General features: G+C 53.8%; 15 protein-coding genes. 14 read left to right on the top strand and 1 reads right to left on the bottom strand.

Annotated features, from left to right (window positions below):
- Nucleotides 1–68: 68 nt before the first annotated feature.
- Nucleotides 69–653: a Maf family protein gene (locus ACOTX3_RS00195; RefSeq protein ID WP_058679153.1), complete on the bottom strand. Its 585-nt coding sequence runs from the start codon at nucleotides 651–653 to the stop codon at nucleotides 69–71.
- Between the two features lie 140 nt (nucleotides 654–793).
- Between ACOTX3_RS00195 and yceD the strand changes: the two genes are divergently transcribed.
- The 14 genes from yceD to ptsG all read left to right on the top strand — a co-directional run bounded on the left by yceD (nucleotide 794) and on the right by ptsG (nucleotide 13120).
- Complete coding sequence (yceD, locus tag ACOTX3_RS00190) at nucleotides 794–1315, top strand: 23S rRNA accumulation protein YceD (RefSeq protein WP_013097124.1); 522 nt, start codon at nucleotides 794–796, stop codon at nucleotides 1313–1315.
- Nucleotides 1316–1331: 16 nt separating this feature from the next.
- Entirely contained in the window at nucleotides 1332–1505 is a 174-nt protein-coding gene (gene rpmF / locus ACOTX3_RS00185) for a 50S ribosomal protein L32 (protein WP_003857964.1), read from the top strand.
- An 80-nt stretch (nucleotides 1506–1585) separates the two neighbouring features.
- A complete protein-coding gene (gene plsX, locus ACOTX3_RS00180) occupies nucleotides 1586–2620 on the top strand; it encodes a phosphate acyltransferase PlsX (protein WP_060578773.1) in 1035 nt (344 codons plus the stop codon).
- A 6-nt stretch (nucleotides 2621–2626) separates the two neighbouring features.
- Nucleotides 2627–3580, top strand: a complete 954-nt coding sequence (locus ACOTX3_RS00175; RefSeq protein ID WP_013097122.1) for a beta-ketoacyl-ACP synthase III — start codon at nucleotides 2627–2629, stop codon at nucleotides 3578–3580.
- Nucleotides 3581–3595: 15 nt separating this feature from the next.
- Nucleotides 3596–4525: an ACP S-malonyltransferase gene (fabD, locus tag ACOTX3_RS00170; protein WP_023621900.1), complete on the top strand. Its 930-nt coding sequence runs from the start codon at nucleotides 3596–3598 to the stop codon at nucleotides 4523–4525.
- A gap of 12 nt (nucleotides 4526–4537) precedes the next feature.
- Nucleotides 4538–5272: a 3-oxoacyl-ACP reductase FabG gene (fabG, locus tag ACOTX3_RS00165; RefSeq protein WP_013097120.1), complete on the top strand. Its 735-nt coding sequence runs from the start codon at nucleotides 4538–4540 to the stop codon at nucleotides 5270–5272.
- A 154-nt stretch (nucleotides 5273–5426) separates the two neighbouring features.
- A complete protein-coding gene (acpP, locus tag ACOTX3_RS00160; RefSeq protein WP_003857954.1) occupies nucleotides 5427–5663 on the top strand; it encodes an acyl carrier protein in 237 nt (78 codons plus the stop codon).
- A 91-nt stretch (nucleotides 5664–5754) separates the two neighbouring features.
- The gene (gene fabF / locus ACOTX3_RS00155; protein WP_028028098.1) at nucleotides 5755–6996 is read left to right on the top strand and encodes a beta-ketoacyl-ACP synthase II; all 1242 of its coding nucleotides are present in this window, start codon (nucleotides 5755–5757) and stop codon (nucleotides 6994–6996) included.
- 121 nt (nucleotides 6997–7117) lie between these two features.
- Nucleotides 7118–7927 carry an aminodeoxychorismate lyase gene (pabC, locus tag ACOTX3_RS00150; RefSeq protein ID WP_058679151.1) on the top strand — a complete coding sequence of 270 codons (810 nt, stop codon included), beginning with the start codon at nucleotides 7118–7120 and terminating at the stop codon, nucleotides 7925–7927.
- A gap of 2 nt (nucleotides 7928–7929) precedes the next feature.
- The gene (gene yceG, locus ACOTX3_RS00145; RefSeq protein ID WP_038979809.1) at nucleotides 7930–8952 is read left to right on the top strand and encodes a cell division protein YceG; all 1023 of its coding nucleotides are present in this window, start codon (nucleotides 7930–7932) and stop codon (nucleotides 8950–8952) included.
- A complete protein-coding gene (gene tmk, locus ACOTX3_RS00140) occupies nucleotides 8942–9583 on the top strand; it encodes a dTMP kinase (RefSeq protein WP_058679150.1) in 642 nt (213 codons plus the stop codon). Before yceG ends, tmk begins: the two co-directional genes overlap by 11 nt.
- Nucleotides 9580–10584, top strand: coding sequence for a DNA polymerase III subunit delta' (holB, locus tag ACOTX3_RS00135; RefSeq protein WP_023621897.1), 1005 nt, complete (start codon nucleotides 9580–9582; stop codon nucleotides 10582–10584). The genes tmk and holB overlap by 4 nt, the downstream gene beginning before the upstream one ends.
- Nucleotides 10585–10594: 10 nt before the next feature.
- Entirely contained in the window at nucleotides 10595–11389 is a 795-nt protein-coding gene (locus tag ACOTX3_RS00130) for a metal-dependent hydrolase (RefSeq protein WP_020689599.1), read from the top strand.
- 297 nt (nucleotides 11390–11686) lie between these two features.
- Complete coding sequence (gene ptsG, locus ACOTX3_RS00125; protein ID WP_058679149.1) at nucleotides 11687–13120, top strand: PTS glucose transporter subunit IIBC; 1434 nt, start codon at nucleotides 11687–11689, stop codon at nucleotides 13118–13120.
- Nucleotides 13121–13153: the final 33 nt, after the last annotated feature.

Below are 13153 nucleotides of genomic sequence, written 5' to 3'. Positions count from 1 at the left end.
GCCGTTTTTAATGTTTGCCCCCTCTCCCTGTGGGAGAGGGCCGGGGTGAGGGCATCAGGCTGCAACGGTCACGCCGTCAGCGGATTACACGCTTCGCGTCTTAACATCTGGCACAGCGCAATCAGCGGTAAGCCCACCAGCGTGTTCGGATCACGCCCCTCCAGCTTTTCGAAGAGCGCAATCCCAAGACCTTCACTTTTAAAACTGCCGGCGCAGTTGAGAGGCCGTTCACGACGCACATAATCAGTGATTTCTTGCTCGCTCAGGTGTCGGAAGTGAACATCAAACGGTTCGCATTCGGTCTGCAGGTGGCCCACGGCGGAGTTGTAGAGCGCGAGGCCGGTATAAAAGGTAACAATATTGCCGCGCGCCTGCATAAGCTGTTTACAGGCATTCTCTTCGGTGTGTGGCTTACCGGTGATGACACCATCCAGCACGCAAACCTGATCGGAGCCTATAATCAAATGCAAAGGGTATTGTGCGGCAAGCGATTGTGCTTTCTCTTTCGCCAGACGCGTTACTAAATGACGCGGCGACTCGCCAGGTTGTGGCGTCTCGTCAACGTCCGGCGCGGCACACACAAACGGGATCCCGAGCTTTTCCAGCAACATTCGGCGGTAGGGAGAAGTGGAAGCGAGAACGAGATTTGGCATATTTTTATCACCAGATATAGCGTATCGATGCCAGCCATTTTAAACTACAGGCCGCAATGTGTGCGAATAATTGGCAAAAGGCAGCCCTGGTTGCCTTTTTCTTTGACTATATGACGTTACAAAGTTAATATGCGCGCCCTATGCAAAAGGTAAAATTACCCCTGACTCTTGATCCGGTTCGTACGGCTCAAAAACGCCTCGATTACGAAGGTATCTATACTTCCGATCAGGCTGAGCGTATTGCCGAATCCGTAGTCAGTGTGGACAGTGATGTGGAATGCTCCATGTCGTTCGCTATCGATAACCAGCGCCTTGCCGTTTTAACCGGTGATGCAAAGGTGACGGTAACGCTCGAATGTCAGCGTTGCGGGAAACCGTTCACACAGCACGTTCACACAACGTATTGTTTCAGTCCGGTTCGTTCTGACGAACAGGCTGAGGCACTCCCGGAAGCGTATGAGCCGATTGAGGTTAACGAATTCGGTGAAATCGATCTTCTGGCTCTGGTTGAAGATGAAATCATCCTCACCTTGCCAGTGGTTCCGGTGCATGATTCTGAACACTGTGAAGTGTCCGAGGCGGACATGGTCTTTGGGGAACTGCCTGATGAAGCGCAAAAACCAAACCCATTTGCCGTATTAGCCAGCTTAAAGCGTAAGTAATTGAGGAGTAAGGTCCATGGCCGTACAACAGAATAAACCAACCCGTTCCAAACGTGGCATGCGTCGTTCCCATGACGCGCTGACTGCAGTTACCAGCCTGTCTGTAGACAAGACTTCTGGTGAGAAACACCTGCGTCACCACATCACTGCTGACGGTTTCTACCGCGGCCGCAAGGTTATCACTAAGTAATCACGCGTTTGCGTGATTAGGCTTAGTGAGGAACTCCCCGTGCAAACGGGGAATTTACCGAACCAGGCTGCGACGATACCTTGACACGTCTAACCCTGGCGTTAGATGTCATGGGAGGAGATTTTGGGCCTTCCGTGACAGTGCCTGCAGCATTGCAGGCACTGAATTCTAATTCGCAACTCACACTTCTTTTAGTCGGCAATCCCGACACAATCACGCCATTACTTGCAAAAGCTGACTTCGAACAACGTTCACGTCTGCAGATTATTCCTGCGCAGTCAGTTATTGCCAGTGATGCCCGGCCATCGCAGGCGATTCGCAATAGCCGTGGCAGCTCTATGCGAATGGCGCTGGAGCTGGTAAAAGAAGGACGTGCGCAGGCCTGCGTCAGCGCGGGGAATACCGGCGCGCTGATGGGGCTGTCGAAATTACTGCTCAAGCCTATTGAGGGCATTGAGCGTCCGGCGCTGGTGACGGTACTCCCGCATCAGCAAAAGGGCAAAACGGTGGTGCTCGATCTGGGCGCTAACGTCGATTGTGATAGTACAATGCTGGCTCAGTTTGCCGTGATGGGGTCGGTGCTGGCAGAAGAAGTGGTCGGGATCAAGACTCCCCGTGTTGCGTTACTGAACATAGGTGAAGAAGAGACCAAAGGCCTGGACAGCATTCGTGAGGCTGCCGAATTGCTTAAACAGGTTCCCTCCATCAACTATATTGGTTATCTCGAAGCCAATGAGTTGCTGACGGGGAAAACGGATGTTCTGGTGTGTGATGGCTTCACTGGAAACGTGACGTTGAAGACCATGGAAGGGGTTGTGCGAATGTTCCTTTCTCTCCTCAAATCGCAGGGAGAAGGTAAAAAAAGCGCCTGGTGGCTGATTTTATTAAAGCGTTGGTTACAAAAAAGCCTGACGCGGCGATTCAGTCACCTCAACCCCGACCAGTATAATGGCGCCTGTCTGTTAGGATTGCGCGGCATTGTGATCAAGAGTCACGGTGCCGCCAATCAGCGAGCATTTACTGTCGCCATTGAACAGGCAGTGCAGGCGGTGCAGCGACAAGTCCCTCAGCGGATTGCCGCTCGCCTGGAATCTGTATTAGCTAAAAGTGACTGAGCGTACATGTATACGAAGATTATTGGTACCGGCAGCTATCTGCCAACACAAGTGCGAACCAACGCCGATCTGGAAAAAATGGTAGATACGTCTGACGAGTGGATTGTCACGCGCACAGGTATCCGTGAACGTCGTATCGCCGCGCCAGACGAAACCGTGTCCACCATGGGTTACGAAGCCGCACAGCGTGCTATCGAGATGGCGGGCATCGATAAAGATCAGATTGGTTTGATCGTGGTTGCCACAACATCGGCCACGCATGCTTTCCCAAGCGCAGCGTGCCAGGTGCAGAATATGCTCGGTATTAAAGGCTGCCCGGCGTTTGACGTTGCCGCAGCCTGCGCAGGTTTCACCTATGCATTGAGCGTTGCCGATCAGTATGTAAAATCCGGCGCGGTGAAGTATGCGTTGGTGATCGGTGCTGACGTGCTGGCGCGTACCTGCGATCCAACCGATCGCGGAACGATCATTATTTTTGGTGATGGTGCGGGTGCCGTACTGCTGGGTCAGTCTGAAGAGCCGGGCATCATCTCCACGCATCTGCATGCTGACGGTAGCTATGGCGAACTGTTAACGCTGCCTAATGCCGACCGTGTGAATCCGGACAGCTCTATCTATCTGACCATGGCAGGTAACGAAGTGTTTAAGGTCGCGGTGACGGAACTGGCCCACATTGTTGATGAAACGCTGGAGGCGAATGGCCTTGAGCGCACCGCACTCGACTGGCTGGTGCCGCATCAGGCGAACCTGCGTATTATCAGTGCAACCGCGAAAAAGCTGGGCATGTCGATGGATAACGTTGTGGTGACGCTCGATCGCCACGGCAATACCTCTGCGGCGTCAGTACCGTGCGCCTTTGATGAAGCGGTACGTGACGGACGAATCAAACGGGGCCAGTTGGTCTTGCTTGAAGCCTTCGGTGGCGGGTTCACCTGGGGTTCCGCGCTGGTTCGTTTCTAGGATAAGGATTAAAAGATGACGCAATTTGCTTTTGTGTTTCCGGGTCAGGGCTCTCAAACCGTTGGGATGTTGTCTGAAATGGCAGCAAACTATCCGGTAATCGAAGAGACTTTCCGTGAAGCTTCCGATGCGCTGGGTTATGATTTATGGGCGCTGACCCAACAAGGTCCGGCCGAAGAGCTGAACAAAACCTGGCAGACTCAGCCAGCACTGCTGACCGCTTCCGTTGCGCTGTGGCGCGTCTGGCAGCAGAAGGGCGGCAAAGCGCCAACCCTGCTCGCGGGCCATAGCCTGGGTGAATACTCTGCACTGGTCTGTGCCGGTGTGATCGCCTTTGCTGACGCGGTACGCCTGGTAGAACTGCGTGGTAAATTCATGCAGGAAGCGGTGCCAGAAGGCACGGGCGGCATGTCTGCGATCATCGGTCTCGACGATGCTTCCATCGCAAAAGCGTGTGAAGAATCAGCAGAAGGTCAGGTGGTTTCACCGGTTAACTTCAACTCGCCAGGCCAGGTGGTTATCGCCGGTCATAAAGAAGCGGTTGAACGTGCAGGTGCAGCCTGTAAAGCCGCGGGCGCGAAACGTGCGCTGCCGCTGCCAGTGAGTGTTCCGTCCCACTGTGCGCTGATGAAACCTGCTGCTGACAAGCTGGCGGTTGAACTGGAAAAAATTACCTTTAACGCACCGACGATTTCCGTTGTGAACAACGTCGATGTGAAATGTGAAACCACGCCGGAGGCTATCCGTGACGCGCTGGTTCGTCAGCTCTATAGCCCGGTACAGTGGACCAAAACCGTTGAGTTTATGGCCTCTCAGGGCGTTGAGCACCTGTACGAAGTCGGCCCAGGGAAAGTCCTGACTGGTTTGACAAAACGTATTGTTGACACCCTGACTGCCTCGGCGATTAACGAGCCGGAAGCCATTGAAGCGGCACTCTCGCAATAAAAGAGGAATACCATGAGTTTTGAAGGAAAAATTGCCCTGGTCACTGGCGCAAGCCGCGGTATCGGGCGTGCAATTGCTGAAACACTGGCCGCGCGCGGCGCGAAAGTGATTGGTACAGCAACCAGCGAGAATGGCGCGAAGGCCATCAGCGATTATCTGGGTGCGAACGGTAAAGGTCTGGTACTGAATGTGACCGAACCTGCATCTATCGAATCTGTTCTGGAAAATATTCGCGCAGAGTTTGGCGAAGTGGATATTCTGGTCAATAATGCCGGGATCACTCGCGATAACCTGTTGATGCGAATGAAAGACGACGAGTGGAACGATATTATCGAAACCAACCTGTCATCTGTATTCCGTCTGTCAAAAGCGGTAATGCGCGCTATGATGAAAAAGCGTCATGGTCGTATTATCACTGTCGGTTCTGTGGTTGGTACCATGGGAAATGCTGGTCAGGCTAACTACGCTGCGGCGAAAGCAGGTCTGATTGGTTTCAGTAAGTCGCTGGCGCGTGAAGTCGCGTCCCGCGGGATTACTGTAAACGTTGTTGCTCCGGGCTTTATTGAAACGGACATGACGCGTGCGCTGACTGATGAGCAGCGTGCGGGTACGCTGGCAGCTGTTCCTGCGGGCCGCTTAGGCGACCCTAAAGAAATTGCCAGCGCGGTTGCATTTTTAGCCTCTGACGAAGCGGGTTACATCACTGGTGAAACCCTCCACGTCAACGGCGGGATGTATATGGTTTAATCACGATCGAAAATATTTGCGTTATTGGGGGGATTGGCCTCAAAATAACGTAAAATCGTGGTAAGACCTGCCGGGATTTAGTTGCAAATTTTTCAACATTTTATACACTACGAAAACCATCGCGAAAGCGAGTTTTGATAGGAAATTTAAGAGTATGAGCACTATCGAAGAACGCGTTAAGAAAATTATCGGCGAACAGCTGGGCGTTAAGCAGGAAGAAGTTGTGAACTCCGCTTCCTTCGTTGAAGACCTGGGCGCAGATTCTCTTGACACCGTTGAGCTGGTAATGGCTCTGGAAGAAGAGTTTGATACTGAGATTCCGGACGAAGAAGCTGAGAAGATCACCACCGTTCAGGCTGCCATTGATTACATCAACGGCCACCAGGCGTAAGTGAACATCTCCAGGCGGTCATTCGACCGCCTGAGTTTTATCTTTTTTAGTCCCACGAATCTCTTTTTTTATCCCTCCCTGGAGGACAAACGTGTCTAAGCGTCGTGTAGTTGTGACCGGACTTGGCATGTTGTCTCCTGTCGGCAATACCGTAGAGTCCACCTGGAAAGCTCTCCTTGCCGGTCAGAGCGGCATCAGCCTAATCGACCATTTCGATACTAGCGCCTATGCAACGAAATTTGCTGGCTTAGTAAAGGATTTTAACTGTGAAGAGATCATCTCGCGCAAAGAACAGCGCAAGATGGATGCCTTCATTCAATATGGAATTGTCGCTGGCGTTCAGGCCATGCAGGATTCTGGCCTTGAAATTACGGAAGAGAACGCAACCCGTATCGGTGCCGCTATTGGCTCCGGGATTGGCGGTCTTGGTCTGATCGAGGAAAACCATTCATCTCTCATGAATGGCGGACCGCGTAAAATCAGCCCGTTCTTCGTTCCGTCCACGATTGTTAATATGGTGGCGGGTCACCTGACCATCATGTTCGGTCTGCGTGGGCCAAGCATTTCTATCGCGACCGCATGTACCTCTGGCGTGCATAACATCGGCCAGGCCGCGCGTATGATTGCGTACGGCGATGCAGATGCTATGGTGGCGGGCGGTGCTGAAAAAGCCAGTACCCCGCTTGGCGTGGGTGGCTTTGGTGCTGCGCGCGCGCTGTCTACCCGCAACGATAATCCTCAGGCGGCAAGCCGTCCTTGGGACAAAGACCGTGACGGTTTCGTGCTGGGCGATGGTGCAGGTATGCTCGTTCTGGAAGAGTACGAACATGCGAAAAAACGTGGCGCGAAAATTTATGCTGAAGTCGTTGGCTTTGGTATGAGCAGCGATGCCTATCACATGACGTCACCGCCAGAAAATGGTGCGGGCGCCGCGCTGGCCATGGAAAACGCGATTCGCGATGCGGGTATTACCCCAGCGCAAATCGGCTACGTTAACGCACACGGTACCTCTACCCCTGCGGGCGATAAAGCAGAAGCTCAGGCTGTTAAGTCTATCTTCGGTGAATCTGCCAGCCGCGTACTGGTCAGTTCCACAAAATCCATGACCGGTCACCTGTTGGGTGCGGCGGGGGCAGTAGAGTCTATTTACTCTATTCTTGCGCTGCGCGACCAGGCTGTTCCGCCAACCATCAACCTGGATAACCCGGATGAAGGTTGCGATCTGGACTTCGTTCCTCACGAAGCGCGCCAGGTGAGTGGAATGGAGTACACCCTGTGTAACTCCTTCGGCTTTGGCGGTACTAACGGTTCTCTGATCTTCAAAAAGATCTGAGTCTGCGTACCCTATGGCTGTGAAAAAAGGTCCGCTTGTCGGGCCTTTTTTATTCAGGCTAATCTTCTTGTCGGCTGCACGACATCCTGCCAGACTAAACGCCCACGCATAAGGAGCCACCATGTTTTTAATCAATGGCCTTGAGCAAGAATCTCTGCCTGCCAGCGACAGGGCGACTCAGTTTGGTGATGGCTGCTTTACCACGGCGCGCATTGCGGATGGCGACGTGTGTCTGCTGGATGCGCATATACGTCGTCTGCAAACGGCCTGCAAAACGTTACTGATCCCCTTTACGCAATGGGACACGTTGCGCCAGGAAATGCGCCATCTTGCGTCCGGAAAGCCCAGTGGGGTACTCAAGGTCATTATCAGCCGCGGCAGCGGTGGACGGGGTTATAGCGGTGCCAGTTGCCAACATCCCACCCGGATCCTGTCGGCTTCTGCGTATCCTGCCCAGTATACGCGCTGGCGTGAAGAGGGCGTTACCCTGACGCTCAGCCCGGTACGTCTGGGAAGAAACCCCATGCTTGCCGGGATAAAACATCTCAATCGTCTTGAGCAGGTGCTAATCCGTATTCATCTTGAGCAGACGGCAGCCGATGAAGCGCTGGTTCTTGACAGCGAAGGGTTCATTACGGAATGCTGTGCGGCTAATTTATTCTGGCGGCAGGGCAACACTGTTTTCACGCCTTCGCTGGAACAGGCGGGAGTCAACGGTATCATGCGTCAGTTTTGTTTGCAGCAACTGGCACGCTCTGACTTTCACGTTGTCGAAGTTAACGCACGCGAAGAGGCGTTGCAGGCAGCAGATGAAATCGTTATTTGCAACGCGCTGATGCCGGTTATACCTGTCCGCGCTTATGGTCAAATTTGCTTGCCATCGCGCGAGCTGTTCTCTTTTTTAGCCCCGATATGTGAGCAAACCAGATAGTCATGAAGAAAATGTTGCGCTTTGTCCTCCTTCTAATCGTTGCGCTGGGTATCGCTGGCGGCGCGGGAATGTGGAAAGTTCGCCAGCTGGCGGACAGTAAGATCCTGATTAAGGACGAAACGATCTTTACCCTGAAAGCGGGAACCGGGCGACTGGCGCTCGGTGAACAGCTTTATGGCGATAAAATAATTAATCGTCCACGCGTGTTCCAGTGGTTATTGCGTGTGGAACCTGAGCTGTCTCATTTTAAAGCTGGCACCTATCGTTTCACGCCCGGGATGACCGTCAGAGAGATGCTGCAGCTGCTGGAAAGCGGCAAAGAAGCGCAGTTCCCGCTGCGGTTTGTTGAAGGGATGCGCCTTAGCGATTACCTCAAACAGCTGCGTGATGCGCCGTATATTAAACACACGCTAAAAGATGACAGTTACCAGACGGTTGCCGCGGTACTTGAATTTGAACATCCCGAGTGGGTTGAAGGCTGGTTCTGGCCGGACACCTGGATGTATACAGCCGGAACAACCGATGTGGCGATCCTGAAGCGTGCGCACAAAAAAATGGTCGCGGCGGTGGAGTCTGCGTGGGAAGGGCGCGCCGATGGCCTGCCGTATAAAGATCAAAACCAGTTTGTCACCATGGCCTCAATTATTGAGAAAGAGACCGCGGTGGCTTCAGAGCGCGACCAGGTGGCGTCGGTCTTTATCAACCGACTGCGCATTGGCATGCGTCTGCAAACTGACCCTACCGTGATTTACGGAATGGGTGAGAACTACAGCGGCAAGATTTCACGAAAAGATCTGGAGACGCCGACGGCGTATAATACCTACGTTATTAGCGGCCTGCCGCCAGGCCCGATTGCCACGCCGAGCGAAGCCTCGCTTAAGGCGGCCGCGCATCCGGCAAAAACACCGTATCTCTACTTTGTGGCTGATGGAAAAGGGGGGCATACCTTTAACACCAACCTTGCCAGCCATAATCGCTCCGTTCAGGATTATCTGAAGGCACTTAAGGAAAAAAATGCGCAGTAAATACATTGTCATTGAGGGACTCGAAGGAGCCGGTAAAACCACAGCCCGCAGCGTGGTAATCGAAACGCTGAAAACGCTCGGCGTTGCGGACATGGTGTTTACCCGTGAACCCGGCGGTACGCAGCTGGCTGAAAAGCTGCGCAGCCTGGTGCTGGATATCAAATCCGTGGGCGATGAAGTTATCACTGACAAAGCCGAAGTGCTGATGTTCTATGCCGCTCGCGTGCAGTTGGTAGAGACGGTCATCAAACCGGCTCTGGCCGCTGGCAAGTGGGTCATTGGCGACCGTCACGATCTGTCGACTCAGGCGTATCAGGGCGGGGGACGCGGAATTGACCAGACAATGCTGGCAACGTTGCGTGATGCAGTATTAGGGGATTTCCGCCCCGATCTGACGCTGTATCTGGATGTAACGCCGGAAGTGGGCCTGAAGCGCGCGCGCGCGCGCGGCGAGCTGGATCGCATTGAGCAAGAGTCGCTCGACTTCTTTAATCGCACCCGCGCGCGTTATCTTGAACTCGCCAGTCAGGACAGTTCCATTCGCACCATTGATGCGACGCAGTCCCTGGAAGAGGTGACCCGTTCCATTGAGGAAACTGTCAAACACTGGCTACAGGAGCAACAGGCATGAAATGGTACCCATGGTTGCGCCCGCACTTTGAACAGCTGATCGCCAGCTATCAGGCCGGACGGGGGCATCATGCGTTACTGATTCAGGCATTGCCGGGCATGGGTGAAGATGCATTGATCTACGCCATCACCCGTTTTCTGATGTGCCAGCAGCCAGAAGGTCACAAAAGCTGCGGTAAATGCCGCGGCTGCCAGCTGATGCAGGCGGGCACGCATCCTGACTATTACACGCTGGAGCCGGAGAAGGGCAAAAGTGCGCTCGGTATCGATGCCGTGCGTGAAGTCAGTGAAAAATTATACGAGCACGCACGACTGGGTGGCGCAAAAGTCGTCTGGCTGAAAGACGCGGCGTTGCTTACCGAGGCGGCGGCAAACGCGCTGCTTAAAACGCTGGAGGAGCCACCGGAAAAAACGTGGTTCTTCCTGTCATGCCGCGATCCGGGTCGATTACTGGCGACGTTACGCAGTCGGTGTCGGCTTCATCACCTTGCGACTCCCCAGGAATCGTGGGCGCTGAGCTGGCTGGAGCGTGAGGTGACAACGTCACAGGATAGCGCGTTGTCCGCATTGCGCCTCAGCAGCGGCGCACCTGCCGCGGCGCTGGCTCTGCTGCAGGCGGACGTCTGGTCGCAACGAGAAGCGCTTTGCCGCGCCGTTGCCTCTGCGCTGGAGAGCGGTGACTGGTTGAGCGTACTGCCTGCACTTAACAGCGATCAGGCTGCCGAGCGTCTGCACTGGCTGGCTGCCTTACTTCTGGATGCCCTCAAGATCCAGCAGGGGGCCACGCTGCTGACCAATCCCGATGTCTGGCCACTGGTAAACACGCTGGCGAATCGTCTGCCTGGCGCCACGTTGCGTGCGATCCTGCACGATACTTGCCAGAGCCGCGAACAACTTTTAACGGTAACCGGTCTTAATCGCGAGCTTGTACTGACCGACCAGTTATTGCGTATCGAACATTACCTGCAACCAGGCGTTACTCCGCCTGTTTCCCATCTCTGAGAGAGACATTATGTTTTTAGTCGACTCACACTGCCATCTCGATGGCCTGGATTATCAATCCCTGCATAAAGACGTGGACGACGTGCTGGCTAAAGCCGCCGCCCGCGATGTGAAATTTTGCCTTGCGGTGGCTACCACGCTGCCGGGCTATCGCACCATGCGTGAGCTGGTGGGCGTTCGCCCTAATGTGGTCTTTTCCTGTGGCGTGCATCCGCTCAATCAGGATGAAGCATACGACGTCGAGGAGTTACGTCGTCTGGCGGCCGAAGAGGGCGTGGTCGCGATGGGGGAAACCGGGCTGGATTATTACTACACGCCGGAGACCATGGCGCGTCAGCAGGAGTCCTTCCGCCATCACATTCGCATTGGCCGTGAGCTTAACAAACCGGTTATCGTTCATACCCGCGATGCCCGCGCCGATACCCTGGCGATCCTCAGGGAAGAAAACGTGACGGATTGCGGTGGCGTACTACACTGTTTCACAGAAGACAGAGAAACGGCGGGAAAACTGCTTGATTTAGGGTTTTATATCTCGTTTTCCGGGATCGTGACGTTCCGTAACGCTGAGCAGCTTCGCGATGCTGCGCGTTATGTTCCGCTCGATCGTATTCTGGTGGAAACAGACTCTCCTTATCTGGCTCCGGTACCGCATCGCGGTAAAGAAAACCAGCCAGCAATGACGAGAGACGTGGCTGAATACATGGCCGTTCTGAAGGGCGTCAGTATCGAAGAGCTGGCCCGCGTCACGACGGAAAACTTCTCTACACTGTTCCATATTGACCCCGCCCGCCTGCAATCTGTTTGATACACCTGTTTTTTTTAGGCTCGTAATTAATAGATAAAACGAGTAAAGTTCACCGCCTCATTTGGGGCGGTGATGGTGTTTTTAGACACATCCAGAAATGCTTTTTGTAAATAACTGAAAGTTTTTCGACCGTCTTAAGCTGAAACGTGATAGCCGTCAAACAAACTCAGAGGGAATTATTTTACTCTGTGTAATAAATAAAGGGCGCTTAGATGTCCTGTCCACGGCACGGTACTCCCCCCGGGCCAATGCGTGAAAGCGTAAAAAAAGCACAAATACTCAGGAGCACTCTCAATTATGTTTAAGAATGCATTTGCTAACCTGCAAAAGGTCGGTAAATCGCTGATGCTGCCAGTATCCGTACTGCCTATCGCAGGTATCCTGCTGGGTGTCGGTTCTGCAAACTTCAGCTGGCTGCCAGCCGTAGTGTCCCACGTAATGGCCGAAGCAGGCGGTTCTGTCTTTGCTAACATGCCACTGATCTTCGCTATCGGTGTTGCTCTGGGCTTCACCAATAACGACGGCGTTTCTGCGCTGGCTTCTGTGGTTGCCTACGGCATCATGGTGAAAACCATGGCTGTGGTTGCACCGCTGGTTCTGCATTTACCTGCTGAAGAGATCGCAGCGAAACACCTGGCGGATACCGGTGTTCTGGGCGGTATCATCTCCGGTGCGATTGCAGCGTATATGTTTAACCGCTTCTATCGCATCAAGCTGCCTGAGTATCTGGGCTTCTTCGCGGGCAAGCGTTTCGTTCCGATCATCTCTGGTCTGGCAGCGATTTTCACGGGTGTGATCCTGTCCTTCATCTGGCCACCAATCGGTACGGCAATCCAGACCTTCTCTCAGTGGGCTGCTTATCAGAACCCGGTTGTGGCGTTTGGTATCTACGGCTTCATCGAGCGTTGCCTGGTGCCATTTGGTCTGCACCACATCTGGAACGTTCCATTCCAGATGCAGATTGGTGAATTCACCAACGCAGCAGGTCAGGTGTTCCACGGTGATATCCCACGTTATATGGCGGGTGACCCAACTGCAGGTAAACTGTCTGGTGGCTTCCTGTTCAAAATGTATGGTCTGCCAGCCGCGGCAATTGCAATCTGGCACTCTGCTAAACCAGAGAACCGTGCAAAAGTGGGCGGTATCATGATCTCCGCAGCGCTGACCTCGTTCCTGACCGGTATCACCGAGCCGATCGAGTTCTCCTTCATGTTCGTTGCGCCGATCCTGTACGTTATCCACGCGATTCTGGCGGGTCTGGCGTTCCCAATCTGTATCCTGCTGGGTATGCGTGACGGTACGTCCTTCTCACACGGCCTGATCGACTTCATCGTTCTGTCCGGTAACAGCAGCAAACTGTGGCTGTTCCCAATCGTGGGTGCGTGCTACGCCGTTGTTTACTACACCATCTTCCGCGTGCTGATCAAAGCACTGGACCTGAAAACGCCAGGTCGTGAAGATGCAACAGAAGACAGCAAAGCAGGCGCGACCAGCGAAATGGCTCCGGCACTGGTTGCAGCATTCGGCGGTAAAGAGAACATCACTAACCTGGACGCGTGTATCACTCGTCTGCGTGTGAGCGTTGCCGATGTTGCGAAAGTAGACCTGCCGGGTCTGAAAAAACTGGGCGCAGCGGGTGTGGTTGTTGCAGGTTCTGGTGTTCAGGCAATCTTCGGTACCAAATCCGATAACCTGAAAACCGAAATGGATGAATACATCCGCAACAGCTAAGCTGTGACCTGGGGAGACTAAGGCAGCCGAATG

Origin of the sequence: Enterobacter cloacae complex sp. IR5384, assembly GCF_049237265.1 — a bacterium.
GTDB lineage: Bacteria > Pseudomonadota > Gammaproteobacteria > Enterobacterales > Enterobacteriaceae > Enterobacter > Enterobacter cloacae.
This window is presented reverse-complemented; position numbering and strand designations above follow the sequence as displayed.